The organism is Afipia dichlorophenoxyacetatis, assembly GCF_055386385.1.
In genome coordinates this window covers 2,971,493-2,997,743 of the sequence record NZ_AP029250.1, presented here as the reverse complement: position 1 = coordinate 2,997,743, position 26,251 = coordinate 2,971,493, and the positions used below count along the sequence as shown (strand labels likewise).

The window sequence follows — 26,251 nt, the reverse complement described above, 5'->3', positions numbered from 1 at the left end:
GCGGGGCTTTTGCGTTGCGAATACCTTCAGAACTTCCTCAACCGCCTCGGCTTGCCGCTGGGAAATACGGCCGGTACGCTCTCCCAATAAAAATCTCGCAAAGAGATGCACATGGGAGGATAACGATGACGCGTTTGCTGTCTCGCCGCACCGTGCTGTCCGGTGCTGCCGCACTCTCCACAACACCGTTCTGGCCGCGCCGCGCGAAAGCGGACTGGCGTCCGACCGAGACCATCCGCATCGTTGTGCCCGCGGCCCCTGGTGGCAGCACCGATGTGATCGGGCGTTATCTCGCGCAACATCTTCAAGCGGCGTGGGGACAATCGGCGGTCGTCGACAACAAATCAGGCGCGGGCGGCACCATCGGCACGGCCGATTTCGTTCGGCAGAAGCCAGATGGCCACACCATCCTAATCGGCAATCCGGGGCCGAACGCGGTGGCCTACAGCATCTTCCGTAGCCTGCCCTACAAAGCCGACCAATTGCAGCCCGTCAGCAACGCGATCCGAATTCCGAACATCGTGTCTGCTCATCCCTCCAGCGGCATCAAATCGATTCCGGAATTGATCGCTTACCTCAAAGCCCATCCGGACAAGCTGAACTACGGCTCGTCCGGCGTTGGACAAAGCCCGCATCTGACCGCTGTCTGGTTTCTGCAACTGACCGGCTTGAAAATGACGCATATTCCCTTCCGCGGCGCAGGCCCCGCCCTCACCGCAGCGCTGGGAGGCGATATCGCGATCCTGTTCGACAACCTCTTCCCAACACTGCCGCAGGCGCTGGATGGCAAACTCATCCCGCTGGCCGTCACCACACCGGAGCGCAGCTTCATGGCGCCGAACGTTCCGACGATGCGGGAAAGCGCGCCGGAGCTTGCGAACTTTGACGTCTCATCCTGGTTCGGTGTGTTTCTGCCACAAGGCACACCAAGGCCTGCGGTCGACGCACTCAATGGCGAGATCAAGAAGATGCTGGCGCGCGACGACATCAAGAAGAACATCAGCCAGATGGGCGCCGTCCCCGACTATGGAACGCCCGAGCAGTTCACGGCCTTCATCAATGCCGAGATCAAAAAGTTCGCCGGCATCATCGACAAGGAAGGGCTGAAGATGGACGTCAACTGACGAACATCGCGTTCGCTTGCCGACATCGATGCGTCCAAAAAGATACGGCCGTCGTTCGGACGGCCGTTTTGTCTTCTAGCTGATCTCCATCACACGGCCGTCAGACCGTGGTCCACGAACTTGTAGCCGGCCTCCCAGCGGTCGTGCTGTTCGGAGTTTTTAGGATAGGGATTTTCGTGCGGCTCATTGTTGAACCGAGCGAGCTTCCCCTGCTCAAACGGATCTCCATCATCGGCTGCCATAGCTTCGCTCCCTCGTTGAAAGCTTTGCGTCCTCATCGAACGCAGATAACGCGGCAACTGAGGCGGGTTTCCAGGCAGGCACGAAAATATATCCGGTGCAGCCCGCTCGAATTGTCATCAATTCGAACCGAATCACCGAGCTTTCGCCGTTGAGTTTTTGTCGAACCGGCAGCCAATTCGCGAAAGAAAAACCCCGCAGCTTGCGCTGCGGGGTTTTGGTCTATTGCAGTCTGCCGCCTGTTAGTGTGCCAGAATTGCCAGCAGCAGCAACGCGACGATGTTGGTGATCTTGATCATCGGATTGACGGCCGGACCTGCCGTATCCTTGTAAGGGTCGCCGACGGTGTCGCCGGTCACGGCTGCTTTGTGAGCTTCCGATCCTTTGCCACCGTAGTGGCCGTCCTCAATGTACTTCTTGGCGTTGTCCCATGCGCCGCCTCCCGACGTCATGGAGATCGCAACGAACAGACCCGTCACGATCACGCCGAGCAGCATCGCACCGACGGCCGAGAAAGCCGCCGACTTGCCGGCCGCACCGCCGCCCGCGATCACATAAATCAAGAAATAGACCACGATCGGCGACAGCACCGGCAGCAGCGACGGAATGATCATTTCCTTGATCGCGGCTTTGGTCAGAAGGTCAACCGCCTTACCGTAGTCCGGCTTGTCGGTGCCTTGCATGATGCCCGGCTTTTCGCGGAACTGACGACGCACCTCTTCCACGATGGCGCCGGCCGCACGGCCAACCGCCGTCATGCCCATCGCACCGAACAGATACGGCAGCAAGCCGCCGAACAGCAGGCCGACCACGACGTACGGATTGTTCAGTGAGAAGTCCGGAACGACACCGTTGAAGTAAGGATGCTTCGCACTGTTCGCGATGAAGAACTTGAGATCTTCATTGTAGGCGGCGAACAGCACCAGCGCGCCGAGACCGGCGGAGCCAATGGCATAGCCCTTGGTTACGGCCTTGGTGGTGTTGCCGACCGCATCGAGCGCATCGGTCGACTTGCGGACTTCCTTCGGAAGGCCCGCCATTTCCGCGATGCCGCCGGCGTTGTCGGTCACCGGGCCAAACGCGTCGAGCGCAACGATCATACCGGCGAGCGCCAGCATGGTGGTTGTCGCGATCGCGATGCCAAACAGACCGGCAAGGCTGTAGGTGACCAGGATGCCCGCGATGATGACGATGGCGGGACCCGCCGTCGACTCCATCGAGATCGCGAGACCCTGGATCACGTTGGTGCCGTGTCCGGTAACCGAGGATGCCGCGATCGACTTCACCGGACGGAAGTCCGTGCCGGTGTAGTATTCGGTGATCCAGATGATGAGACCGGTCACCACAAGGCCGACAATGCCGCACTCGAACAGTGCGAGGCCCGTGTAGTTCACGCCTGCCAGCGGACCGAAGCCGATCAGCCGGTGAATGACGAACGCCACACCAAACAGCGACAGCACACCCGTCGCGATCAGCCCCTTATAGAGCGCACCCATGATCGATTGGCTGGCACCCAGTTTCACGAAGAAGGTACCGATGATCGAGGTCAGGATGCAGATGCCGCCGATCGCGAGCGGCAGGATCACCATGTTGGGCAGAAGCGCAGGTGCCCCAGCGAAGAAGATCGCGGCGAGCACCATGGTGGCCACCGCTGTCACGGCGTAGGTCTCGAACAGGTCGGCGGCCATACCGGCGCAATCACCGACGTTGTCACCGACGTTGTCTGCGATGGTCGCCGGGTTGCGCGGATCGTCTTCCGGGATGCCCGCTTCCACCTTGCCGACGAGATCGCCGCCGACGTCTGCGCCCTTGGTAAAGATACCGCCGCCGAGACGCGCGAAGATCGAGATCAGCGACGCACCAAAGCCGAGCGCCACCATCGCATCGATGACGACGCGATTGTTCGGCGCCAGACCCAGCATCTGAGTGAGATAGCCGAAGTAAAGCGTGACACCGAGGAGCGCGAGGCCTGCAACCAGCAGCCCTGTGATCGCGCCTGCCTTGAACGCCAGCTCAAGACCGCCTGCGAGCGACTTGGTCGCCGCTTGTGCAGTGCGCACGTTGGCGCGAACGGAGACGTTCATGCCGATGAAGCCTGCAGCGCCGGAAAGCACGGCACCGATCAGGAAGCCGACCGCCACAAGGATTCCGAGGAAGTAAGCCAGCAGCACGAAGATCACGATGCCGACGATACCGATCGTTGTATATTGCCGCCTGAGATAGGCCTGCGCGCCTTCGCGTACTGCGGCGGCGATTTCCTGCATCCGCGGATTACCCGCGTCCGCACTGAGCACCGACGATGTTGCCCAGATGGCGTAGACAATGGAAAGCGCTCCAGCGAGCACAATCAACCACAAAGCTGTCATCTATTTTTTGCCTCAGATCCCGTGTGTTTCCCCAACGCCCCAAATTATTTTTGCTCCGCACAAAGCGGTCAGGACGTAAAACGAGGCAAACCCCGAGAGAGAACAGAGGAGCAGCCTCAATTCGGGACGAAGCATGCCAAAATCATATTCGCGACGCAACGGCGCCAGCGGTTTGATCACACCAGTGTCCCGAATCCAAAGTTCGCCTCATATTGCGGCACGCTCCGTAGCGAACTTTGGATTCGAAAGGACACTGGCAAATTTATGATTCTAGTGTGGTTTAGGTTCAGAAGTTCGCTGGAAGGACGCGCGGGAAAAATGGAGCGAACTTCTGAACCACCACACTAGAGTTTTTAGACGTTACAACGTTGAACGGTTGCGGTGCGAAAAGCTCAGAAGTGGCTGTAAGACAGGCGTTTCAGCGTGATGTGGTTCCCATCCGCATCAATGAACCGGGGTGTCTCCTGACCCGCAACAACCCTGCCAATACTGGTGACAAGCGTATTTGCTTCCGTCGCCGCGGCAGAGAACGCATCCCAGCGGCTCTCGGGAACCGTGCAAAGCACTTCGTAGTCGTCGCCCCCGGCGACGATGTTTTCCAGGGTCACCTGCGCCTCAGCCAGCATGGTGCGTGCCGGTTCTGACAGCGGAATAGCGGGGATGTCGATGACTGCGGAGACGCCGGATGCCGCACACAGCTTGGCAAGATCGCCGGCCAAACCATCCGAAACATCCATGGCTGCACTGGCATGCTCACGAACCGCGAGCGCGATCGCGTTGCGGGGCTCCGGCACCCGGTAACGCTGCACCAATTGTTCCCGCGACGGCGCATCGAGGCTTTCGCGCGGGATGTCTCCCCGCAAGATCCGCAAGCCGAGCGCAGAATCGCCGATGGTCCCTGTCACGACAACCCTGTCTCCGGCCTTCGCCCCGGCACGATGGACCATCTTGCCGACGGGAACATGTCCAAAAGCGGTGATCGAAATCATCAAAGGACCCGGCGTCGACACCGTGTCACCGCCCAGCAGCGGGCTGCCGAACGCCTCCGCATCTTCGCCAATGGCTTTTGCAAATGGTGCGAGCCACGCCTCGCTGGCGTCACGCAGCGCGAGTGTCAGCACAAAGCCGGCAGGCTTGGCGCCCTTGGCAGCAATATCCGAGAGGTTTACGCGCAGCGCCTTGCGCGCGATCGTGTCCGGCGGATCGTCGGGAAGAAAATGGACCCCTTCGACAATAGCGTCGGTGGTCACTACCAAGTTCTGACCGTTCGCGGCCAGGATCGCCACATCGTCGATGAGACCCAGCGCGCCCGGGTTGGTCGCGAGCGGGCGGAAGTAACGCGCGATCAGATTGTCCTCACCGGAACCACTGTGGCCGCGCGCTGTCATGCCACCACACTAGCCGCTTGTGCGCGAGAACTCGTCCGCGCGAAATTGCCGGGCGATCTGGTCGAGGACCGCGTTGACGAGGCCGGTCTCATCACGATCGACGAAGGCGTTGGCGACGTCGACATATTCCTTCACGACAACGCGGGCCGGAACATCCTTGCGATGCTCGAGCTCATAGGCCCCGGCGCGCAGGGTCGCGCGCAGGATCGCGTCGATCCGCTTGAGGGGCCACCCCCTGCTCAACGCGTCATCCAGCAACGGATCGAGCTTGGCCTGGTCGCGCACAACACCGGCGACGACATCCTTGAAGAACGCGGCTTCAGCGGGCAGATACGTATCGCCTTCGACTTCGTTGCCGAGCCAGTGGCTTTCAAACTCGGCAAAGATATCGTTGATGCCGGCGCCGCCGATGTCCATCTGGTAGAGCGCCTGCACGGCGGCCAGCCGCGCTGCACCGCGCCGGTTGGCTTTCTTCTCGCCGGAATTCTTGTCCGCGTTTTTCTTCGTGTCGTTCATAGCGGTTTTGCCAGACGGCGTTTGATACGCATCATTGTCAGTGCAGCACGGGCCGCATCGCCACCCTTGTTCAGCTTGTCCGCCCGCGCACGCTCCCAGGCCTGCTCGGTGGTATTGACCGTGATCACGCCGTTGCCGAGCGGCAGGCTCCGCGCAACCGACAGATCCATCAACGCACGGGACGACTCCATGGACACGATTTCGAAATGGATCGTGTCACCGCGGATCACGCAACCCAGCGCAATCGCGCCGTCATAAGGCCGGCCGTTCTTCTTTGATGCATCGAGTGCGATCGCAATGGCTGCCGGAATTTCCAACGCGCCCGGAACGCTGATCACGTCGTACCCCACTCCGGCGGCATCCAGCTCAGAAGTCGCACCGGCCAGCAGGGCATCCTGAATGTCATCATAAAACCGAGCCTCGATGATGACGATATGCGAGCCGCTAATATCGGTTTCGTCTTTCAGTTCTGCACGGCGCGGTTCAGCCATCGTCCCATCCGGTCTTTTCACATTATTCTACAACGACAATGTGCTTATGCAGATTGTCAACATATCGGGGTAAGCGGCGGTTGTAACCGCAGCCTCAAACAATGCCAAGGCAATTAAGCCCTGCGTATGGCTGCTATTTCATCTCCGTCAGCCGCGCCGCATACCGCGCCATCAAGTCGACTTCGAAATTGATTTCAGAGCCCTCGCGCCAACCACCCAGCGTGGTGACCTGCAGCGTGTGAGGGATAATGAGCACAGAGAAGACGTCGTCCACAGCGGTATTGACCGTCAATGACACACCATCGAGCGTGATGGAGCCTTTTGCAGCGATGAACTTTGCGAGTTCACGAGGAGCGCGCAGCGCAAATCGCGCCATATCGGGCAGATCCTCGCGCGAGACGATGGTCGCGATACCATCCACATGCCCCGCCACGATGTGGCCGCCAAGCTCATCGCCGATCTTGAGTGCACGCTCGAGATTGAGCCGTGTTCCCTTCCCCCAGCCCTTCGCTGTGGTCAGGCGCAACGTCTCAGCCGCCGCATCGACATCGAACCACGTTCTGCCCTGGTCGACGCCCGAGGCCACCACCGTGAGGCACACGCCGTTGCAGGCAATGGATGCGCCATCCACGATTGTGGTTTGATCGTAGCGGCACGCAATGCGCAACCGATGCAGTTGGCCCTGCGCCGTCGGCGCGGCGCTGACAATTTCACCCACGTCGGTGACGATACCGGTAAACATTAAGCTCGCTCGTAAATTGTGAGAGTGTCTTGATCCAGCGTCTCAGTAGCACGCACCTGCCAGCGCGGCGAATGCGTGATCACGGATACCGGCTGTGCATCGAGTGCGGCGATCCCATCGGAACCGATCTCGCTTGGTCCGCGCAGCAGCCAGACCTCGTCCACGAGATCCGCCGCGAGAAGCGACGACGCCACCCGCGCGCCACCTTCGACCAACAGCCGCGTGATGCCTTTATCGGACAGCGCATGCAAGACAGCCTTCAGATCAAGGCCGGGCTGATTGGCGATAGCCGGGATGCGCATGATGTGCACCCCGGCCCCTCCGAGTTTGGCAGCGGCAGGCGCCTCGGCCAGATCGGACGCCATGACCCAGAGCGGATGCTGGCGCGCGGTATGAACCAACCGGCTGTCGCCGGGCAGCCGCAGGGCGCGATCCAACACCACTCGCACGGGAGATAAGTCTTCCATGCCCGGCAAGCGGCAGGTGAGCAGCGGATCGTCGGCAAGCGCCGTCCCAATGCCGACCATGATGGCGTCACTGCGAGCCCGCAACAGATGAACACGGGACCGGGAGACATCACCGGTGATGGCGAGCGGGCGATATCCCGCAGCCGCGATCTTGTCATCGGCCGACAGTGCAAGCTTGAGAATGATGTAAGGCCGCTTCTCGCTCACCCGCAGAAAATGTCCGGCGTGATCCCGTGCAGCTTCATCGGCAAGGAGCCCGACATCGACCTCGACGCCCGCAGCACGCAGCCGGGCATGTCCCTGCCCGCCGACGTCTGGATTGGGATCTTCGATGGCTGACACGACACGCGCGATGCCTGCCGCGATGACCGCATCGGCACACGGCGGCGACCGGCCGAAATGCGAACATGGCTCAAGGGTGACATAAAGCGTTGCGCCGCGTGCCGCTTCACCAGCGCGCCGTAGTGCTTCGGGTTCAGCATGTGGGCGTCCGCCGGGCTGGGTCCAGCCACGGCCGATGATGACGCCATCCTTGACGATGACTGCTCCGACCGCCGGGTTCGGCCAGGTACGGCCTTGCCCGCGCCGGCCAAGCTCCAGCGCCAGGCGCATGAAGCGCTGGTCAGAAGGTTGTGACTGCATCTTCGATGCCGTAGCGCGCAAAGGTCATTTGCGCATGACGAGCGGGCGCGGCGCCGCCGGCGGCGATGGTTCTTCATCACTGCTCAACTCGCCGAGCACGGCTTCGAAATCCTTGGCCTCGCGGAAATTGCGATAGACCGAAGCGAACCGCACATAGGCGACGTCATCCAGCTGGCGCAGATGCTCCATCACCGTCTCGCCGATGACCTCCGAGGATATCTCGGATTCACCACCGCTTTCGAGCTCGCGCACGATGGCGGAAACCATCTGCTCCACCCGCTCCGGATCAACCGGGCGCTTGCGCAGGCTGATCTGGACCGAGCGCACGAGCTTGTCGCGATCGAACGGCACCCGGCGGCTGTTGCGCTTGATGATCGTCAGTTCGCGAAGCTGCACACGCTCGAAGGTGGTGAAGCGGAAGTTACAGGCCATGCACACGCGCCGCCGGCGGATCACGGACGAATCTTCCGTCGGCCGTGAATCCTTCACCTGCGTATCGAGACTGTTGCAGCTTGGGCAGCGCATGCGTGGTTTGCCTTCCTTGTTTTCCTCTTACTGATAAATCGGGAAGCGGCTGGTCAATTCCTTCACACGCTCCTTGACCGATGCTTCGACGAGCGGCGCACTGCCCTCGCCCGACTGCGCAACGGCATTGAGCACTTCCGAAATCAGCGCACCGACCTGCTTGAACTCCGCGACGCCGAAGCCGCGCGTTGTGGTCGCAGGCGTGCCGAGGCGAAGACCGGATGTGACGAACGGCTTCTCGGGGTCGAACGGAATGCCGTTCTTGTTGCAGGTCAGGCCCGCACGCACCAACGCCTTCTCGGACACGTTGCCCTTGAGACCCTTGGGCCGCAGATCGACCAGCATCAGGTGGTTATCGGTGCCGCCGGAGACGATCTCAAAGCCGTTGGAGCGCAGCGTTTCCGCCAGCGCCTTGGCATTTTCGACGACGTTCTTCGCGTAGATCTTGAAGTCCGGATGCAATGCTTCAGCGAACGCAACGGCCTTCGCAGCGATGACGTGCATCAACGGGCCACCCTGCAGGCCGGGGAAGATCGCCGAATTGATCTTCTTCGCGATCGCCTCATCGTTGGTGAGGATGAGACCACCACGCGGACCGCGCAATGACTTGTGCGTGGTGGTGGTGGTGACGTGGGCATAAGGCACCGGCGATGCATGCACGCCGCCGGCCACGAGGCCCGCGAAGTGCGCCATGTCCACCAGCAGATAAGCGCCGACGCTGTCAGCGATCTCGCGGAAACGCTTGAAGTCCCAGGCGCGCGAGTAAGCCGAGCCGCCGGCGATGATCAGCTTCGGCTTGACCTCCTCGGCCTGCTTCGCCACCGCGTCCATATCGATGATCTGGTCGTCGCGGCGCACGGTGTAGTGCACCGGCTTGAACCACTTGCCTGACATGTTGACCGGCGCGCCGTGCGTGAGATGGCCACCCGCTGCGAGGTCGAGGCCCATGAAGGTGTCGCCCGGCTGCAGCAGCGCCAGGAATGCGGCCTGGTTCATCTGGCTGCCGGAATTCGGCTGCACGTTCGCGAAGTTCGCGCCGAACAACTTCTTGGCGCGTTCGATCGCCAGCGTCTCAGCGACGTCGACGAACTCGCAACCACCATAATAACGCGCGCCCGGATAACCTTCCGCGTACTTGTTGGTCATCACCGAACCCTGTGCCTCGAGCACGGCGCGGCTGACGATGTTTTCCGAGGCGATCAGCTCGATCTCATGCTGCTGACGACCGAGTTCACCCTTAATCGCGGCGGCGATCTCCGGGTCGGCCTGGGCAAGGGAGGCCGTGAAAAACGAGTCGGGCGTGGAAGCAGTTTTGGCAGATGAGCTCATGGATAAAATGTCTCCACCGCCGCAACCTCAAATTGGGTGCGGACGGCTCTGGGTGGTACTAAAGGGCGGCAATGGCGGGATACCATATCTGGGGCGAACGGCCAAGTTCGGCCTCCTCCGGCCGCTATTTAGGCGTAATAGCGGCCTCTGCAATCCAGATCGGCCCCCCTTGGTCAAAACGTCCGCCAAACCGGCCAAAAGGCGAAAAATCATCTCCCCGAGCGGATATATCGGGGTAACCGGGGCCGCCGGACGACAGATAGCCCAAAACCCGAGGGTCAAGTCCGGGCGACGGCCTGCAGGCCCTTGAAGGTCAGGCGCTTAGGGTCCCTCACCCCGTCCCGGTAAAGCTTCTCGATCAGAGCCGCCACCGTATCGCGGTTACAGCCGGTGAGAACGACGACCGCGTCGACAGCAATTGTTTGCGCGTCCATGGGCTTCCTCTTCTGAGGCAACGAGATTCCCGACGGTTGATCGTCGCCTTAATCGATTAATTATTTGTCAACCATCGAGCCTCGGGCGCTAACCGGTCGCCTCCGTCCACGGCAAAGCAGCAGGCCTCGCGCGACGTCCCGGGCTCTCGAACGATGTCTGGAAAACGATGGGGCGCAGCCTAAAGCCACGCGCAGAGGAACATCACGTTCAGCGAGCACGCCATGAACAATGCAACGGTCAATACAACCTGCATCCGATCGCCAGCGGTTTTGAGAATCGTCTTCATGCTGAATGATGGGAAGACTCAGGCGAAGAGTCCCGGGGTTTATTTTTGGCTGGAACGCCGCAGGATTCAGGTCTCGTTTACGAGTCGATTCCTTTTCCCCAACGCGAAAAGGCGCCCGAGGGCGCCGAAGTCGCATTTCGTACTACGAGGGGGATTCTCGCGCAGAACTGTCCCGCGTGCGTCTTGCGCGCACTTCGGCGTTGCCAGTGGAGGGACTGGCCGAAAAACCCAAGGGATGATCATGAGGCGCCGATCTTCCGCCGGCTGCCTCGCAATTTTCCCGATTAAATTGAAATCAAAGACGATAGAGGATCTGGTCGGTCCAGAAGCGCTCGAGGCGATGCAGCGACTTGTTCAGCGTTGCAAACTCGGCGTTCGAAATGCCGCCCACCTGCTCCACCGTCTTGACGTGCTTCTGATACAGCGCGTCGACGATGTGGCGGATTTCCTGGCCCTGCGCGGTCAAGCGAATGCGGACCGAGCGACGATCAACGCGCGAACGCTGATGATCGAGGAAGCCCATCTCGACAAGCTTCTTCAGATTGTACGAGACGTTCGAGCCAAGATAGTAGCCGCGTGTGCGCAGCTCACCGGCGGTCAATTCCTTGTCGCCGATGTTGTAGAGCAGCAGCGCCTGCACGGAGTTGATGTCCGCGCGACCGCGACGGTCGAATTCATCCTTGATGACGTCGAGCAAACGGCGATGCAGCCGTTCAACGAGAGTCAGAGCTTCAAGATAGAGCGGCTGCACTGGAGCAGCTGCATTCTCACGCGCAGGTTCGATCGCCGTGGTTGCGGCTTTAATCATGACACTTCCCCTATGTCGTTTTTTACGACTTATTCGACGAAACTTTTGTCTCGTCTGATAGGGGCAAACTAAGGGATGCGTTTGAAGATCAGCTTAAATAACAACATGAAGAGAGGGTTTATTTAAAACGGTAAATCATACATTACCCCTATGAAATAAGGGGTTTTGTTAGCTTTGATTCACCCAAAACGGGGCAATGTTCACGCTTCGTCGCCCCCGCTGTCGCATTCCAGAACAGCGACCGTTCAAATTTGAAAGATTCCGTCAAGCATCGTGGCAAGGGGCCTATTATCGGACCACTATGGCGGCCGCTCCCGCGCGGCCATCCAGGCGAGCGCGAGATAAGCAATAAGAAGTATTGCTGCGACGAGAACGGCAAAAAGATTGCCGCCATAGATTGTGGGAAACATCAATTCGATAACGGCAGTGGAGACGATGGTCGTCAACCACACCACCGCGCCCCACGGCGTCGCGAGCCACAACCCGACAGCAGCAACGAGTTCGATCACGGCGAAATAAACCGTCGCGGTTTGCCACTGCGTTGTTTGATATTCAAACGAGCCATCTTCACCGCCGATGAAGCCGGTGATCTGCGCCCAATGATAAAGCCCCTTGATCATGGACAGCACCGCCATGACTCTGAGGAAAAGAACGAGCCGGCCTGTCCACGTGTTGTCGCCGGTCTCCGCATCCGGAGGCGGCATCGCCGTGACCATATTCACTTTGTCACGATTAGTATGGTCAAGCTCGGGCCGAGCGACATCGTCGTTCGCCGCGGCTCGGCCCAACTTCGCCGAGAGTGATCGCAGGGGATTCTTGCTCATGGGGGCACTGTTTGGTCCTTCAGGCCGATAAAATCAATGCATAGGGCTGTGATCCCGCGCGGTGACGGGGCGATTTGCAGGTGCTACAATTGCAGGCAGACTGTTTTGCGCACGGGAGTGGTTTCAAGATGGCAATCAAGTTCGGACGTCCGATCGAAATGCGTGACGACCCCACGCGTCACAATCCCCGGACTGCCGCCGCTGCGCCCTCCCTCGATCTCGCCACGCGCATGCGCCGCAACCGGAAGTCGGAATGGGCCCGGCGTCTGGTGCGCGAAAACGTTCTGACTACCGACGATTTGATCTGGCCGCTGTTCGTGGTCGGCGGCAACAACACGCGGACACCCATCGCATCGATGCCGGGTGTGGATCGCCTCACCGTCGATCAATGCGTGCGCGACGCCGAGCGCGCCATGAAGCTCGATATCCCCTGCATCGCCTTGTTCCCCTACACCGACCCATCGCTGCGCGATGACAACGGATCGGAGGCGCTCAACGCCGATAACCTCGTCTGCGAGGCCGTGCGCGCGATCAAGAAAGAATTCCCCAACCTCGGCGTCCTGTGCGACGTCGCGCTCGATCCATACACCAGCCATGGTCACGACGGCCTGCTGCAGGATGGCAAGATCCTCAACGACGAGACTGTCGCTGTTCTCGTTCAGCAGGCACTGGTCCAGGCTGAAGCCGGTTGTGACATCATCGCGCCGTCGGACATGATGGATGGCCGCGTCGCTGCCATTCGCGAGGCACTCGACGATGCCGGCTTCCTGGATGTGCAGATCATGGCCTATGCCGCGAAATACGCCTCCGCATTCTACGGTCCGTTCCGCGATGCCATTGGCTCCTCGAAAACGCTGACCGGAGACAAGCGCACCTATCAGATGGACTCAGCGAATTCGGATGAAGCCTTGCGCGAAGTCGAACTCGACATCGCGGAGGGCGCGGACATGGTGATGGTGAAACCCGGCTTGCCCTATCTCGATATCGTTCGCCGCGTGAAGGACACCTTCGCGATGCCGACCTTCGCCTATCAAGTGTCGGGCGAGTACGCGATGATCGCAGGCGCGGCCAACAATGGCTGGATCGACGGCGAACGCGCCATGATGGAGAGCCTCGTCGCTTTCAAGCGTGCCGGCGCCGACGGGGTTCTGACCTACTTCGCGCCTGCCGCAGCGGAGAAGCTAAGGGGGCAGCGCTAGGACGCCGCTGCCACGTTCTCGCCAGATATCTTTTTCTCCATGTGAGCCTAACCCATCTTGCAGCGTTGCAGGACCGGGGCCATGTGCGGGAGAACCGGCCAACGAGGCCGGTTCCGGAGGGGTTAAGCGATGTCTGACACGAGAAACACTGGTGGCGCGACCTGGCGTAACAATCCGTCGGCCGGCTCAAGCGCCTATGACCCGTGGACACAGCCCGAACTGTTCCGCGGCGTACTGACCAAGCGGTTCTTCGCGTTTTTGATCGACCTGCTGGTGCTGTCGATTCCAATTATCCTGGCCATCATCTTCATCACGCTGTTCGGCGTCGTGACGCTTGGACTGGGCTGGTTCCTGTTCTGGCTGGTGTCGCCGTTCTCGGTGATCTGGGCGCTGATCTATTACGGCATGTCGCTAGGCGGTCCTCATGGCGCAACCGTCGGTATGCGGACCATGGACATCCAGATGCGAACCTGGAGCGGCGAGCGACCCTACTTTCTGCTCGGCGTGGTCCATGCCGTTCTGTACTGGGTGTCGGTTTCAGTCCTGACACCGCTGGTGCTGGTGGTCGGCCTGCTCAATGACCGTCGCCGGATGCTGCACGACATTGTGCTTGGCGCCGTGATCATCAACAGCAACGTTCAGGCCCCGACCCTGGTACAAACGAACCGCGTTTAACCCCAAATTAGCGGGCTAGTGTCACGATTCCGAAGTTCGCATCATTCCGCTGCACGTTGGTTTGCGAACGTCGGAATCGAAGGACACTAGTAAGTTATTGATCTAGTATGGCTTTGGTTCAGAAGGCCCGCATTACGGGCTCGCCGCACAAATGGTGCGGACTTCTGAACCGCCACACTAGTGGCCAAATTCATTGACCACCTGTCCGCTCAGCGCGATGCTGGAGCAGAATCGCATAGTCTGGAGACAAACGGCACCTCGTGACCCAGCACTCGCGCAACACGCCGCAGTTCTACCTGACGGCTCCCTCGCCTTGCCCCTACCTGGAGGGCAAGCAGGAGCGGAAAGTGTTCACGCATCTTGTGGGCGACAAGGCCGGCGACCTCAACGACCTCCTCACCCATGGCGGCTTCCGCCGCAGCCAGTCGATCGCTTATCGGCCCGCCTGTGACCAATGCCGCGCCTGCGTCTCGGTGCGGGTGATCGCAAACGAATTCCGCCCCTCACGCAATTTCCGCAAGGTCCAGGCCCGCAACGCCGACATCATCAGCGAACAACGCAGTGGCGTGCCGACCTCTGAGCAGTATTCGATCTTCCGTGCCTATCTGGACGCGCGGCACCGCGACGGCGGCATGGCCGACATGACCGTGCTCGACTACGCCATGATGGTCGAAGACAGCCATGTCGAAACCCGCATTATCGAATACCGGCGGCGCACGATCGACAGCGGCATCACCGGCAAAGGCGGCGACCTGATCGCCGTGGCGCTGACCGACATCCTCAGCGACGGCCTGTCGATGGTCTATTCGTTCTTTGAGCCCGGCGAGGAAAGCCGTTCGCTGGGGACGTTCATGATCCTCGACCACATCGCCCGCGCGCGCAGGCTGGGCCTTCCTTACGTCTACCTTGGCTATTGGATCGATGGCTCGAAGAAGATGGACTACAAAGCTCGCTTCCTGCCGCAACAGCGGCTGGCGCCGAGTGGCTGGATCCGTGTCGACGCCGCCAGCAGCGCGGCGACCGAACCTCAGGACTAAGCCCATTCACAACATTGCGCCCAACGGGGCATCGCGCACAAAGCGCGATGTCCCGTTTGCTTGTCGGCTCAGGCCGCCTGCAGCCCAGTCGCCAACTGCATCGCGCCAGCCAGCGCCTTCTCGCGATGCTCAGGGCCCATCTGCAGTCCGTCCGCCGCAATGATTTCCGGATTTGGAATACCGATAAAGCCAAACACCCAGCGCAGATAGGTTTCGAGATGCTCGCCGGCTGCGGTGGGCATATCTGCGCCGTAGAAGCCACCGCGCGAGATCGCAACGATGACACGCTTGCCAGCGGCAAGGCCCTCGAGGCCCTTTTCGGAATATCTGAAAGTCTTGCCGGCCACGAGGATGCGATCGATCCAGGCCTTGAGTTGGCTCGGGATGGTGAAGTTGTACATGGGGGCGCCGATCACCACGATATCGGCGGCAAGGAATTCGTCTAGCGCAGCAGAACTCGCGGCGATATCCGCCTGAACGTCGACCGACTCCGGCGTCGCGCCCTGGGCGGCAGCGAGATGCGCCCCGCTCAGATGGGAGAGCGGCGCCGACGTGATGTCGCGATAGATCACCTCGAGATTGGAAACAGTCGTCTTGAGGCGATCGACCACCGCGGCGGAAACCTGCCGGGAGACCGAATTACCGCCGAGGATGCTGGCGTCGATGTGGAGGAGTTTCATAGGATCGCCTTTAGCGTTGGTATCAAACTTATACCTAGACGCTATAAGTGACCTTTGATAAACCGCGCAAGAAGGCACATTTTTTAAACCCGAGCACACCCATGGCACCCGCGAACACCGATGTAACCGAGCCGCCGGAGCAGCAGCACCTGCCGAGCGACTGCCGGGAGGTGGGCTCGATCCTCGCCCGGATCGGCGACAAGTGGAGCGTGCTGATCATCATGATGCTCGGCGACCAGCCTCGCCGCTTCAACGAGCTCAAGCGCATGGTCGGCGGAATCTCGCAGAGAATGCTGACGCTGACGCTACGCGGTCTCGAGCGCGATGGCCTCGTCACGCGCACGGTGTTTCCGACGATTCCGCCGCGTGTCGACTATGAGCTGACCGAGCTCGGACGATCGCTCCGTGAACCCGTGCAAAATCTCGGTCATTGGGCATTTGAAAACATGCCCGAGATTAACAGCGCGCGGGACAAGTTCGATTCGAAGGACACGTGATCGTATTTCGATCGCGGCCATTGGCGCTTGAACTATCAATCCAATTTTTGAATACGCACGCGTTCTCTAGCGCACGTGATGTCAGACTTGTGACAAAAAAGCGCTGCAACTTTGCCGCGTCTCTTAAGATATTCTTGGTGATCACCCGATAACCTTTTTGCAGTCCGTTTCGATCATGATTTCAGCGCCCTAAGCGCTCTCTCGAAGGCAAAGACTGCAATGCGCATCCGGCAAGTTTTTCTGTTGTCCATCGCTCTTGGTTCGGCGGTGGGTCTCTTCGCCACGGTTCTGTTCACCACCCAGCAATGGTCTGCACTATCGACCGCGCGGAATGTCGATCACGACGTGCGATTGCTCGCGAGTGCGCTTCGCCTGCCCGAGGCATTGAACCTTGAACGCGCGTTCTCGAATCCGCCTCTCGTTCAGCCGACACCGATCACAGCTGAACAGAAGGCACCGGTACAGGCCAAGATGAAGGCGTTTGATGCCATTCTTGCAGATGCCCGCAGTCAGGCTGCTCTGGAAAGCGACGTCGTTGCTCTTCGTGAACTGGAAGACAGCCTCACCAAAGTCCGCAAGGCAGTCCTCGCCGCCGCTGAAGTGCCTCTGACAGAGCGTCCGAAGAACGTCGTCGACAATTACCTCCCGCAGATGTTCGCCATTCAGGAAACCGCCCGCGCCTTTGGGGCCACAGTTCAGCGGCGCATCAATGCCGGCAATCCGGACGTCGGACAGGCCGCACGTCTGGCCCAGCTTTCCTGGGACATGCGTGATTGGGCCGGACGGCAATCGAGCACCATGATTCGCTACATGACCATGAAGTTGCCGATGGACGGCGAACAGGCGGAAGTGCTCTCGGGCTTCAAGGGCCGCATCGATCAGATCTGGTCCACCATCCGCTCAGCCGTTGAAGACATCCATAGCCCTTCCGTCTCGGCCACATTCGCCGAAGTGGATCGCGCGTTCTGGGGTAAGGGCGGCGAAGCTTACGCCACCTATGTGCTGCCGAACCACGGTAAGCCGCTTGCTCTGGAGCCCAATAAATTCCTCCCCTACATCATTCCGATTCTGGACAACGTTCTGCCGCTTCGTGAAGCGGCGCTTGCGGAAGCCACGCGCCAGAGCGAGGCCATGATCAACGTGCTGTGGATCAAGTTCGCTCTCGCCCTCGGCCTTGTCGCACTCACGATCTGTGCTGCAGCCGTGGGCACATGGTGGTTTAATCGCCGCGTCGTCACGCCAACCGGCAAGATCACGGAAACAATCCTCGCTCTGGCTAACGGCAACCGCGACATCCAGGTGCCGCTGCAAGACCGCACCGATGAACTGGGCCAGATGGCACAGGCGATTGAAACCCTGCGCCGCAACGCCATCCAGGCTGACACAACCAGTCAGAGTGCATTGGCGGAACAACAGACCCGTGCATCGCGCGGAGCCGCACTGGAAAGCTCGGCTCGGGATTTCGAGACGCAGATCAACGCAGCGCTCAACGCAGTTGCGCATGCCACCGCACAGCTTGAGAGCGCAGGCGCCACCCTCACCGGCGCCGCCGAAGACGGCAATTCGCAAGCGGACGCCGTTGCGGCTGCGACGTCGATTGCTTTGGAAAACGTTCGCCTTGTTGCGGCCGCGATCACGCAACTGGCGGGCAGCATTGCCGACGTCGACGGACGCGTTGCCGACGCAGCTCAAATTGCAGAGAGCGCTTCTACAGCCGCACGCGACACCGATGCATCGGTGCAGGAGCTCTCCAACATGGCCCAGCGCATCGGCGATGTGGTGCAGCTGATCCGCAACATCGCCAGCCAGACCAACCTGCTCGCCCTCAACGCCACCATCGAAGCCGCCCGTGCCGGCGAGATGGGCAAGGGCTTCTCGGTGGTTGCCGGCGAAGTCAAAGCGCTGGCCAGCCAGACGGCCACCGCGACTGAAGAGATCGTCCGTCAGATCAGCGCCATGCAGGGCGCTACCGACACGGCGGTTTCAGCAATCCACAACATTACCGAGACGATCGCTAAGCTTGAGGGCGTGACGGCAGCGGTCTCCAACGCCGCAAGCGAACAGAGCCAGGCGACGCAAAGCATTGCCGATGCAGTGAAGCGCGCGGCTGCGGGCGTTGAGGACGCGGCTCGCCATGCCGAGTCCGTTCGTCAGGGCGCGGGCCGCACCCGCGCCACGGCCGATGCGGTCAACGAAGCGACCAATGCTCTGAGCCAGCGCGGCAATGCCATGCAGGAACAGGTCGGCGTCTTCCTCGGCTCGCTGCGGGTTGCGTGACAACTCTCTTAGGTGACAATCTTTCGGAGCGGGTGCCTGGCGCCCGCTCCATTTTTTTAAGGCGCCTGTGGCGTTATCCGCTGACGAAGTCGATCAGCAGCTTCACATTCAACGTCACGACAAGGGCTGCGATCAGTGCAGCGAAGACGGTGAGCCAGCGCGGTGCAACGAACTCCCCCATCTTGGCCTTGCTCGCAGTGAACATCACCAGCGGGATGATCGCAAAAGGCAGTTGTAGGCTCAGCACCACCTGACTGAAGATCAGGAGTTGAGCTGTCCCCTTCTCGCCATACCAGACCGTGACCAATGCGGCCGGAATGATCGCCACCATGCGCGTGATCAATCGCCGCAACCATGGCGCCACCTTGATGTTGATGAAGCCTTCCATCACGATTTGACCCGACAACGTCGCGGTCACTGTCGAGCTCAGGCCGCAGCACAACAGCGCAATCGCAAACAGGTTCGGCGCCAGCGTCGATCCGAGCAGCGGCGACAAGAAGGAGTGCACCTGCTCGAGCTCGGCCACGTCGGTCTTGCCCGCCTTGTGAAACGTCGCAGCCGCAAGGATCAGGATCGAAGCATTGATCAGCAGCGCCAGGCACAACGCGACGGTGGAATCGATGGTCGCAAGTTTGATGGCCTCTTTCTTCTCGGGAACGCTGTGTCCGTAATTGCGTGTCTGCACGAGGCCGGAGTGCAGATAGAGATTGTGCGGCATCACCGTCGCGCCGAGAATGCCAAGCGCAAGGTACAGCATCTCCCGATTGCGGATAATTTCCGTTGTCGGCGCGAAGCCGCGGATCACTTCACCCCAGTTCGGATCGGCCATTGCGATCTGAATCGCAAAGCACGCCGCGATAATGCCGAGCATGCCGACGATAAATGACTCGACCCAACGGAAACCGGCAGCTTGCAGCGCGAGGATGAGAAAGACATCGAGCGCTGTGATCAGGACACCGATCTCGAGTGGAATGCCGAACAGAAGATTGAGACCAATCGCCGTACCTATGATCTCCGCGAGATCGGTAGCGGCAATCGCGATCTCAGCGAGCAGCCAGAGCGGCCATGCCAACGCCTTGGGAAACGCATCGCGACACGCCTGAGCGAGATCGCGCCCCGCCCCAACACCCAGCCGCGCGCACAGCGCCTGCAGGATGATGGCCATGATGTTGGACATCAACGCGACGGTCAACAGCGCGTAGCCGAACTTCGAGCCACCAGCGAGCGATGTCGCCCAGTTGCCCGGGTCCATATAGCCCGTGGCGACCAGATATCCCGGTCCGAGGAAAGCAGCGAGCTTGCGCCAGAATGATCCGGATTTCGCGATCCGGACCGAGGCGAACATGCCGCTCAGCGAAGGTTCACCTCGCGCGTTGCGCCAGCCACCGGCCACAGGAGTTTCGCTGGCGCCACTTGTCGCGGGCGCAGGCGTGAAAGAGGTCTTTGCATCCATGCACCGCAATATGCACAGATCACTACCTAGTTGCAAGTGACTTGCAAAAGCAAAAAAGTGGCGGAGAGAGCCTCCCGGGGCCGACCATTCAGGACCCCATCTGGCCGCACGTTGCTCCTGACGGGCGGGAGCAACGAGACGCCATCATGACTTCAACTTGCGAGCGCCTGCCTGCCGTAGTTCTGCGCGTAGGCGTTCTCAACGCCAGGCAGGATCTCGACGATGTCGAAGAAACGATCCCAGAAGGGTGTTTCCCGCAGCTCTTCGACGAGCAACTGATAGTCGGCATGGGAGGACGCCTCCCACACCCACATGTCCGTGACCCTGCTTGAGTAGAACTCCGTGTCGTAGAAGCGCAGCCGAACCTTGCCTTTGTATTTTTGCAGGATCGGCTGAACGGTCTCCTCCATATGCTTGAAGCGCCGGTCGACCGTGAACCCGAGCCATTCCGTCGTCGTCTTCACCAGCATGAAGACCGTGATCTCCGGCTTCAGCCGTTCATCCAACTGATTTTCGATTTGTGCTGCCATCAAAAAACTCCTTGTGTTTGAAGCTGCACACGAAGAATATGAGCAAAAGCTCACAATCTCTACTCGCATTGTCAAACGGTCGGAAACTTGAAAAGAGCACGCCTCAAGCCCCGGAAATTACCCGCCCAAGCCCGTTCAACTGAGACGGTGAAAGCCATTCTCGAAGCGGCGGCTCGCATTTTGGAGACGAAAGGGTTTGAGGGTTACACCACGAATGCCGTGGCCGAGCGCGCAGGCGTCAGCATCGGATCGCTGTATCAGTATTTCCCGAACAAGGATGCGATCACAAAGGCACTGATCCAGCGAGAGACATCAACGCTTCTCGCGGAGATCGAAACGCTGGATAAATCGGATCTAAGGCAGGGAGTTTTGCAGATCATCCGCGCAGCCGTGGCACATCAGCTGCGCCGCCCGGCCCTCGCACGTCTGCTTGATTTTGAGGAAGCGCGCCTCCCGCTCACCAGGGAAGTCCACCATGTTCGTGACGCCATAGCCGCATCGCTGGGAGCGATGCTGATCAATCATGACGCACCCACTCCACCCGACATCGCGACGACCGCTCAGGACGTCGTCGCGATCGTCAAAGGCATGATCGACGCCGCGGGTGAACGCAGCGAGCGGGATTCACAGGCATTGGAATCCCGCGTCGCACGCGCCGTCTTCGGCTATCTTCAATCTCCCAGCCCGTAAAAAGTCGCAAGCTAGGCTAGCCTCCTCCTCACCACACGAGGCTGAACCGCCTTATGCGAACCAGAAGTCACCCGCTGTCAGGTTCTTCACCCCGGCGATCGTCAGATCGTTGTTGGCGTCGAAATGCACAACCGTGTTGCCACCAGTGATTTCAATATCCAGATCGCCGATATTGTGGATGCCCTCTGATGCCAACGCGGTTACGTCAATCTTGTCGCCCTTCGAGAAGTCGGCAGTGTCATGGCCACTATCGGCGGCAAACACGAACCGGTCTGCACCGCTGTCGCCAAACATGTGATCATTGCCAATGCCACCGGTCAGGACGTCCCTGCCATCACCACCATGGAGCACATTGTCTGATCCACCGATGACCGTGAGCTTGTCATTGCCTGTCCCGCCATTGAGGAAACTCGTACCAAGCGAACCAGGCGCGACCGTTGCAGTGAGCGTGTCGTCACCACTGCCACCATCCAGATGATTTTCCGCCGTCGAATTGTCGGTGATATTCGCGGCAGGACCGGTGGACAGGAAAGCTGTGAGGCTGTCGTTTCCAGCACCGCCATTCAGCACGTTCGAGACATGGTACAAATCGTTGCTCAAAAATCCGCGGGCATTGGCATCGAGATTCGCCGTGAGGCTATCCCGCCCATCTCCCCCCTCAAGCTGATTGAGGGCCGTGACAGCTCCCCCCAGTGCGGTTGAGTTGGCTGTCAGACTGTCGTTCCCTGTCCCACCATTGAGATAATTCGTGACGTTCGTGATCGAGTTTTCGCCATCGGTGGATTGGGTCGCGACCAGGACATCGTTGCCATCATCACCAAATAAATTGTTCACCCCGACAGGTGCGCGTGAATTGGAATCCGTGAAGTTGAAGGCAGTCAGCGTGTCGTCTCCACGTCCGCCGTGAAGTTCGTTCAACACCAATTGCGTCGAATTCGACCGGCCAAAGGCAGACGCATCCAGGATGTCGTCACCGCCACCGCCATCAAGGATATTTTTGGCAGTCGCCAGGGAGCCAGACAACTCTGTGTCGGCGCGCGCGGTGATGTGATCGTTGCCCGCGCCACCATCCACCACGTTGATGGCGGTGTTATCGCCGACAGCGCCGTGTGTATCGGCGACGGCATTTATGGTGTCGTTCCCTGCCCCTCCGAGAAAATGAGTTCTGGCAGTAACGTCGCCAAGTGCGATCGGCCCTGCAAGGTTGGCCGTGGCATTGATCGTGTCGTTACCAATTCCGCCATCCTGCAAAACCTCAGCAATAAGCGGCCTATCTAGAGGTATTCCTAATATACCCTGCAGAGTGACGGTCGCATCGAGACTATCGTGGCCGGATCCGCCAAGCTGGACCGCAAGCCCGTGAACCGGATCAGTGCCTTCCGTTGGAACGAGAACATTCGTCGCCAATGTGTCGTTACCAGTGCCACCAATCAGCGCTGTGCGATTGAACGCGCTGCCCAACTGATCATTCCCGCCAAGCCCGATGACGATGTCACCATCGGCCCTAGCACTGAGAACATCCGCTCGACGGGTGCCGATGATCAAATCGTTGATGGGATTGATGAGAGAAAGCCAGCCAAAATCTTGAGTGCTGAAAAAATCATCAACCCCGACCAATTGTTGAACGCTCTGGCTCCTTGTGGAATTGGCCATGTTTTTCTCCTTTGGCAAATTGCCGCGTGAGCAACTCCTGAACCAACAGGAATCCAATTCATTCGCGCGCCTGTTATTTTCAAAAATTAAATAAGGCGACCAACTTCAAAATAGTAAATTAAATGCCGAGCCTGATTAAATTGACAGCGGAACACCCGTCAATACCCAGTTCGAGAATCAACGTTCACGATTTAATTCACGCCAAGAATGTGGCGACGAATATAATCCGAGCGAATTTATTGCGCTCAAAGATTTCACGGCGATGTTGTTAGCTTGTCAGCGAAAGCGGTTCAGGCTTCTGCTTCAAAATCGCCCGGCTGCGGCGGCGCGATCGGCGTGAACTGACATCGATCGGGCTTGAGATCAATCAGCGGCGTACCGTCGAGACAGTCGAGACCGCGCACGAGCACAGTCGCTCCTTCCATTCCGACAAATTTGGCAACCGATGTCCCGATGGGATTGGGGCGAACAGGCGAGCGCAGCGAGAACGTTCCGCGTGTCGTGCCGTCGCTTGCCGGACTTTGCAGCACGAGATCACGGCGCGACTGATGCAGCCAGTACAACACCTCGACCTGACTGTACTGATCAAGTCCCTTCAGTGCAGGCACCCATGGATCGAAGATTTCGATCCGGCAGATCGGACCGTCGTGCCTGCCCTGCCGCGGCGTCATCATGCGGTCGGTCCATGGGGTGCGAATGCGGCCAATGAACACGAGACCGGCGTCGGACGGCGTCGGCGGATCGACGGCAACTTCACCTTCACGAATTTCATTATAGCGGACCATTCTCACCGTTCCCCGGACACTGCACTTGCGTGACGATCATAGCGGAACAGAAGATCACGTTTCGACAGTTTTCACTCCAACTTTGAAGCTTGGGCGACGGTACAAAAACGAATGGACCCGCTTTTGGCGGGTCCATCAAAACACAAACAGAGTTCAACCCGCTCAGAACTATTCGATCACCTTGCCGAACTTGTTCGACTTCGGGAAACCATTGGCGAGGCGGCCCGCATCGCCACGATTGCCGCGCCAGTCGTTCAGCTCTTTCGACGTCAGGCTCTGCTCGCGACCCGCAGTGTCCTTCCACGTCATGCCGTCCTTGTTGATGAAGGTCATGACGTCGGACAGTCCCTTGTCCTTGTAGCGCTGCAAACGCACGCCACGTCCGCGGGCCATCTCCGGAACCTGATCCAGCGGGAAGATCACCATCTTGTGGTTCTCGCCGATCACGGCAACCGTATCGCCGTTGACCACGGTGATCGCTGCGGCCTTGTTCGGCGCCGTCACATTGAGAATCTGCTTGCCCTTGCGGGTGTTGGCGGCACAGTCATCCTCATTGACGACGAAGCCCTGTCCATCCTGGCTCGCGACCATGAACTTGCGGCCGCCCTTGCTGACGAACAGCGAGACGATATCGGCATCGCCTTCCATGTCGATCATCATGCGCACCGGATCGCCATGACCACGCCCGCCCGGCAGCTTCTGGGCGTCGAGCGTATAGAAGCGACCGTTGCTTGCGAACAACGTCAGCTTCGATGTGGTCTCTGCGAAGAACGCATAACCGAGACTGTCGTCGGTCTTGAATGCCAAATTCGAAAGATCTTCGACGTGACCTTTCAGCGTACGCACCCAGCCCTTTTCCGACATGACAACGGTGATCGGCTCGCGCTCGACCAGCGCTTCCTCGATGGCAGCAAGATCGTGCTCAGGCGCGTCCGCAAACTGCGTCCGGCGCTTTCCGAGCGGCGTCTTCGGCCCGAACAAGTCGCGGACCTTTTTGACGCCCTCGCCAACCTTCTTCCACTGCTCGTCCTCGGAAGCGATCACTGCATTGATGCCTTTCAGTTCGGCACGCAGTTCCTTGTCTTCGCCGCGGATTTCCATCTCTTCCAGCTTGCGCAAGCTGCGCAGCCGCATGTTGAGAATAGCCTCCGCCTGGATCTCGGTCAGCTTGAAAGTCTTCATCAAGACCGGTTTCGGCTCATCCTCAGTGCGGATGATCTTGATGACCTTGTCAATATTCAGAAAGGCGACGAGATAGCCGCCGAGCACTTCGAGCCGATGCTCGATCTGGCCCTTGCGGTAGTTCGAGCGGCGCAACAGAACGTCGCGCAGGTGATCGAGCCACTCGCGCAGACACTCGGCCAAGCCCAAGACCTTCGGGATACGGCCCTTCACCAGGACGTTGAGGTTGAGCGAGATACGGCTTTCAAGCTCGGTCTGCTTGAACAGCGTCTCCATCAGCACTTCGGGATCGACGTTGCGCGTCTTCGGCTCGATGACGATGCGGACGTCTTCAGCCGACTCATCGCGGATGTCGCCGACCAGCAGCAGCTTCTTCTCGTTGAGGAGTTCAGCGATGCGCTCGATCAGGCGCGACTTCTGCACCAGCCACGGAATTTCCGTGACAACAATATCCCAGGCGCCTCGCGCGCCCTCTTCCTTGTGCCACTTCGCGCGCACACGGAACGCACCGCGCCCGGTGGTGTAGGCCTCTTCGATGAGCTCGTGGGAATCCACCACGATGCCGCCAGTCGGGAAATCCGGACCCTTCACATAGCGCAACAAGCCGCGCGTCTTGGTCGCGGGCTTGTCGATCAGATGCAAGGCGGCGTCGCAGAGCTCAGCCGCATTGTGCGGCGGGATGGCGGTTGCCATGCCGACCGCAATGCCCTGCGACCCGTTCGCCAAAAGATTGGGGAATGCGCCGGGCAGAACTACCGGCTCTTTCGATTGACCATCGTAGTTGGCGCGGAATTCGACGGCATCTTCATCGATGCCTTCCAGCAGCAGCCGCGCGACTTCCGTCATGCGCGCTTCGGTGTAGCGATACGCGGCAGGGTTGTCGCCGTCGATATTGCCGAAGTTGCCCTGCCCGTCGACCAGCGGATAACGCGAGGCAAAATCCTGCGCGAGGCGGACGAGCGCGTCATAGATCGATTGGTCGCCGTGCGGATGGAAGCTACCCATCACGTCGCCGACGATCTTGGCGGACTTCTTGAACGGTGTGCCGGGGTCGAGCCGCAGCAGCCGCATGCCGTAAAGAATGCGGCGATGAACGGGCTTCAGGCCGTCGCGGGCATCCGGCAACGCGCGGTGCATGATGGTGGACAGCGCATAGGCGAGATAGCGCTCTTCGAGCGCCTCACGGAGGGCGACCTCCTGAATGTCCATCGGTTCTGGCGGAATCAGTCTTTTTCCCATGGCTAGGGGTTAACTCTCCCGAGCAAAATGAACAACCAGTGAATTATTTGGACATCGCCTGTTCGTAATTGTTCCGCCATAATTTGGCCTGTAGCGCGGTGGCCTGGGCCATGCCCGACAGCGCCGCGAACAGTGCGACGTGCCGGAATGTGCCGACACCTCGTTGCGCCT

25 protein-coding genes are annotated in these 26,251 nt (G+C 59.7%); 7 read left to right on the top strand and 18 right to left on the bottom strand.

The genetic code is table 11. From position 1 onward, the window contains the following. Positions 1-125: 125 nt before the first annotated feature. A complete protein-coding gene (locus ACZ5C3_RS14115) occupies positions 126-1,124 on the top strand; it encodes a Bug family tripartite tricarboxylate transporter substrate binding protein (protein ID WP_464030620.1) in 999 nt (332 codons plus the stop codon). An 89-nt stretch (positions 1,125-1,213) separates the two neighbouring features. Here the strand turns inward: ACZ5C3_RS14115 and ACZ5C3_RS14110 are convergent, their stop codons facing one another. From ACZ5C3_RS14110 to ACZ5C3_RS14055, 12 genes are all read right to left on the bottom strand, one after another. After that, positions 1,214-1,366, bottom strand: coding sequence for a hypothetical protein (locus tag ACZ5C3_RS14110; RefSeq protein WP_464030619.1), 153 nt, complete (start codon positions 1,364-1,366; stop codon positions 1,214-1,216). Between the two features lie 240 nt (positions 1,367-1,606). Next, positions 1,607-3,730: a sodium-translocating pyrophosphatase gene (locus ACZ5C3_RS14105; protein WP_464030617.1), complete on the bottom strand. Its 2,124-nt coding sequence runs from the start codon at positions 3,728-3,730 to the stop codon at positions 1,607-1,609. A 392-nt stretch (positions 3,731-4,122) separates the two neighbouring features. Continuing rightward, positions 4,123-5,118 carry a thiamine-phosphate kinase gene (gene thiL / locus ACZ5C3_RS14100; RefSeq protein ID WP_464030615.1) on the bottom strand — a complete coding sequence of 332 codons (996 nt, stop codon included), beginning with the start codon at positions 5,116-5,118 and terminating at the stop codon, positions 4,123-4,125. 9 nt (positions 5,119-5,127) lie between these two features. Then, entirely contained in the window at positions 5,128-5,634 is a 507-nt protein-coding gene (gene nusB, locus ACZ5C3_RS14095) for a transcription antitermination factor NusB (protein WP_464030613.1), read from the bottom strand. Next, entirely contained in the window at positions 5,631-6,125 is a 495-nt protein-coding gene (gene ribH, locus ACZ5C3_RS14090) for a 6,7-dimethyl-8-ribityllumazine synthase (protein WP_464030611.1), read from the bottom strand. Before ribH ends, nusB begins: the two co-directional genes overlap by 4 nt. Before the next feature lie 133 nt (positions 6,126-6,258). Beyond that, positions 6,259-6,867, bottom strand: coding sequence for a riboflavin synthase (locus tag ACZ5C3_RS14085; RefSeq protein ID WP_464030610.1), 609 nt, complete (start codon positions 6,865-6,867; stop codon positions 6,259-6,261). Then, a complete protein-coding gene (gene ribD / locus ACZ5C3_RS14080; protein ID WP_464030608.1) occupies positions 6,867-7,976 on the bottom strand; it encodes a bifunctional diaminohydroxyphosphoribosylaminopyrimidine deaminase/5-amino-6-(5-phosphoribosylamino)uracil reductase RibD in 1,110 nt (369 codons plus the stop codon). Before ribD ends, ACZ5C3_RS14085 begins: the two co-directional genes overlap by 1 nt. 24 nt (positions 7,977-8,000) lie before the next feature. Next, entirely contained in the window at positions 8,001-8,501 is a 501-nt protein-coding gene (gene nrdR, locus ACZ5C3_RS14075; protein ID WP_464030606.1) for a transcriptional regulator NrdR, read from the bottom strand. 27 nt (positions 8,502-8,528) lie between these two features. Beyond that, positions 8,529-9,830: a serine hydroxymethyltransferase gene (gene glyA, locus ACZ5C3_RS14070; RefSeq protein ID WP_464030604.1), complete on the bottom strand. Its 1,302-nt coding sequence runs from the start codon at positions 9,828-9,830 to the stop codon at positions 8,529-8,531. A gap of 278 nt (positions 9,831-10,108) precedes the next feature. Further along, entirely contained in the window at positions 10,109-10,264 is a 156-nt protein-coding gene (locus ACZ5C3_RS14065) for a hypothetical protein (protein ID WP_464030602.1), read from the bottom strand. Between the two features lie 582 nt (positions 10,265-10,846). After that, entirely contained in the window at positions 10,847-11,359 is a 513-nt protein-coding gene (gene ldtR, locus ACZ5C3_RS14060) for a transcriptional regulator LdtR (RefSeq protein WP_464030600.1), read from the bottom strand. A 299-nt stretch (positions 11,360-11,658) separates the two neighbouring features. Then, entirely contained in the window at positions 11,659-12,075 is a 417-nt protein-coding gene (locus ACZ5C3_RS14055) for a DUF6163 family protein (protein WP_464038340.1), read from the bottom strand. Positions 12,076-12,311: 236 nt separating this feature from the next. On the opposite strand from ACZ5C3_RS14055, the gene hemB reads away from it, so the two are divergent. The 3 genes from hemB to ACZ5C3_RS14040 all read left to right on the top strand — a co-directional run bounded on the left by hemB (position 12,312) and on the right by ACZ5C3_RS14040 (position 15,094). Continuing rightward, complete coding sequence (gene hemB, locus ACZ5C3_RS14050; protein WP_464030598.1) at positions 12,312-13,382, top strand: porphobilinogen synthase; 1,071 nt, start codon at positions 12,312-12,314, stop codon at positions 13,380-13,382. 129 nt (positions 13,383-13,511) lie between these two features. Next, a complete protein-coding gene (locus ACZ5C3_RS14045; RefSeq protein ID WP_464030596.1) occupies positions 13,512-14,057 on the top strand; it encodes an RDD family protein in 546 nt (181 codons plus the stop codon). A 260-nt stretch (positions 14,058-14,317) separates the two neighbouring features. Next, complete coding sequence (locus ACZ5C3_RS14040; RefSeq protein ID WP_464030594.1) at positions 14,318-15,094, top strand: arginyltransferase; 777 nt, start codon at positions 14,318-14,320, stop codon at positions 15,092-15,094. Between the two features lie 68 nt (positions 15,095-15,162). On the opposite strand, the gene ACZ5C3_RS14035 is transcribed toward ACZ5C3_RS14040, so the two are convergent. Next, complete coding sequence (locus tag ACZ5C3_RS14035; protein WP_464030592.1) at positions 15,163-15,774, bottom strand: FMN-dependent NADH-azoreductase; 612 nt, start codon at positions 15,772-15,774, stop codon at positions 15,163-15,165. A gap of 101 nt (positions 15,775-15,875) precedes the next feature. On the opposite strand from ACZ5C3_RS14035, the gene ACZ5C3_RS14030 reads away from it, so the two are divergent. Beyond that, positions 15,876-16,271: a winged helix-turn-helix transcriptional regulator gene (locus ACZ5C3_RS14030; protein WP_464044111.1), complete on the top strand. Its 396-nt coding sequence runs from the start codon at positions 15,876-15,878 to the stop codon at positions 16,269-16,271. A gap of 219 nt (positions 16,272-16,490) precedes the next feature. Next, positions 16,491-18,548, top strand: a complete 2,058-nt coding sequence (locus ACZ5C3_RS14025) for a methyl-accepting chemotaxis protein (RefSeq protein ID WP_464044768.1) — start codon at positions 16,491-16,493, stop codon at positions 18,546-18,548. Between the two features lie 73 nt (positions 18,549-18,621). Here the strand turns inward: ACZ5C3_RS14025 and ACZ5C3_RS14020 are convergent, their stop codons facing one another. Next, positions 18,622-20,001: an Nramp family divalent metal transporter gene (locus ACZ5C3_RS14020; RefSeq protein WP_464038231.1), complete on the bottom strand. Its 1,380-nt coding sequence runs from the start codon at positions 19,999-20,001 to the stop codon at positions 18,622-18,624. 152 nt (positions 20,002-20,153) lie between these two features. Beyond that, a complete protein-coding gene (locus ACZ5C3_RS14015) occupies positions 20,154-20,531 on the bottom strand; it encodes a darcynin family protein (protein WP_464038230.1) in 378 nt (125 codons plus the stop codon). A 147-nt stretch (positions 20,532-20,678) separates the two neighbouring features. Here ACZ5C3_RS14015 and ACZ5C3_RS14010 point away from each other — a divergent pair, with 147 nt between their 5' ends. Continuing rightward, entirely contained in the window at positions 20,679-21,221 is a 543-nt protein-coding gene (locus tag ACZ5C3_RS14010) for a TetR/AcrR family transcriptional regulator (RefSeq protein WP_464038229.1), read from the top strand. Between the two features lie 51 nt (positions 21,222-21,272). Here the strand turns inward: ACZ5C3_RS14010 and ACZ5C3_RS14005 are convergent, their stop codons facing one another. The 3 genes from ACZ5C3_RS14005 to parC all read right to left on the bottom strand — a co-directional run bounded on the left by ACZ5C3_RS14005 (position 21,273) and on the right by parC (position 26,080). Beyond that, positions 21,273-22,874, bottom strand: coding sequence for a hypothetical protein (locus ACZ5C3_RS14005; protein WP_464038228.1), 1,602 nt, complete (start codon positions 22,872-22,874; stop codon positions 21,273-21,275). Positions 22,875-23,164: 290 nt separating this feature from the next. Continuing rightward, positions 23,165-23,659: a tRNA (N6-threonylcarbamoyladenosine(37)-N6)-methyltransferase TrmO gene (tsaA, locus tag ACZ5C3_RS14000; RefSeq protein ID WP_464038227.1), complete on the bottom strand. Its 495-nt coding sequence runs from the start codon at positions 23,657-23,659 to the stop codon at positions 23,165-23,167. A 168-nt stretch (positions 23,660-23,827) separates the two neighbouring features. Further along, entirely contained in the window at positions 23,828-26,080 is a 2,253-nt protein-coding gene (parC, locus tag ACZ5C3_RS13995; protein WP_464038226.1) for a DNA topoisomerase IV subunit A, read from the bottom strand. Between the last annotated feature and the right edge of the window lie 171 nt (positions 26,081-26,251).

Coding starts and splice junctions, on each gene's coding strand:
- thiL (WP_464030615.1), bottom strand. CDS start 5,118: ATGACAGCGCGCGGCCACAGTGGTTCCGGTGAGGACAATCTGATCGCG.
- ACZ5C3_RS14055 (WP_464038340.1), bottom strand. CDS start 12,075: ATGGTCACGGCGATGCCGCCTCCGGATGCGGAGACCGGCGACAACACG.
- ACZ5C3_RS14005 (WP_464038228.1), bottom strand. CDS start 22,874: ATGGCCAATTCCACAAGGAGCCAGAGCGTTCAACAATTGGTCGGGGTT.
- ribD (WP_464030608.1), bottom strand. CDS start 7,976: ATGCAGTCACAACCTTCTGACCAGCGCTTCATGCGCCTGGCGCTGGAG.
- ACZ5C3_RS14065 (WP_464030602.1), bottom strand. CDS start 10,264: ATGGACGCGCAAACAATTGCTGTCGACGCGGTCGTCGTTCTCACCGGC.
- ACZ5C3_RS14015 (WP_464038230.1), bottom strand. CDS start 20,531: ATGGCAGCACAAATCGAAAATCAGTTGGATGAACGGCTGAAGCCGGAG.
- ldtR (WP_464030600.1), bottom strand. CDS start 11,359: ATGATTAAAGCCGCAACCACGGCGATCGAACCTGCGCGTGAGAATGCA.
- ACZ5C3_RS14020 (WP_464038231.1), bottom strand. CDS start 20,001: ATGGATGCAAAGACCTCTTTCACGCCTGCGCCCGCGACAAGTGGCGCC.
- ACZ5C3_RS14025 (WP_464044768.1), top strand. CDS start 16,491: ATGCGCATCCGGCAAGTTTTTCTGTTGTCCATCGCTCTTGGTTCGGCG.
- glyA (WP_464030604.1), bottom strand. CDS start 9,830: ATGAGCTCATCTGCCAAAACTGCTTCCACGCCCGACTCGTTTTTCACG.
- parC (WP_464038226.1), bottom strand. CDS start 26,080: ATGGGAAAAAGACTGATTCCGCCAGAACCGATGGACATTCAGGAGGTC.
- tsaA (WP_464038227.1), bottom strand. CDS start 23,659: ATGGTCCGCTATAATGAAATTCGTGAAGGTGAAGTTGCCGTCGATCCG.
- ACZ5C3_RS14035 (WP_464030592.1), bottom strand. CDS start 15,774: ATGAAACTCCTCCACATCGACGCCAGCATCCTCGGCGGTAATTCGGTC.
- ACZ5C3_RS14085 (WP_464030610.1), bottom strand. CDS start 6,867: ATGTTTACCGGTATCGTCACCGACGTGGGTGAAATTGTCAGCGCCGCG.
- ACZ5C3_RS14045 (WP_464030596.1), top strand. CDS start 13,512: ATGTCTGACACGAGAAACACTGGTGGCGCGACCTGGCGTAACAATCCG.
- hemB (WP_464030598.1), top strand. CDS start 12,312: ATGGCAATCAAGTTCGGACGTCCGATCGAAATGCGTGACGACCCCACG.
- ribH (WP_464030611.1), bottom strand. CDS start 6,125: ATGGCTGAACCGCGCCGTGCAGAACTGAAAGACGAAACCGATATTAGC.
- nusB (WP_464030613.1), bottom strand. CDS start 5,634: ATGAACGACACGAAGAAAAACGCGGACAAGAATTCCGGCGAGAAGAAA.
- ACZ5C3_RS14105 (WP_464030617.1), bottom strand. CDS start 3,730: ATGACAGCTTTGTGGTTGATTGTGCTCGCTGGAGCGCTTTCCATTGTC.
- ACZ5C3_RS14110 (WP_464030619.1), bottom strand. CDS start 1,366: ATGGCAGCCGATGATGGAGATCCGTTTGAGCAGGGGAAGCTCGCTCGG.
- ACZ5C3_RS14115 (WP_464030620.1), top strand. CDS start 126: ATGACGCGTTTGCTGTCTCGCCGCACCGTGCTGTCCGGTGCTGCCGCA.
- ACZ5C3_RS14030 (WP_464044111.1), top strand. CDS start 15,876: ATGGCACCCGCGAACACCGATGTAACCGAGCCGCCGGAGCAGCAGCAC.
- nrdR (WP_464030606.1), bottom strand. CDS start 8,501: ATGCGCTGCCCAAGCTGCAACAGTCTCGATACGCAGGTGAAGGATTCA.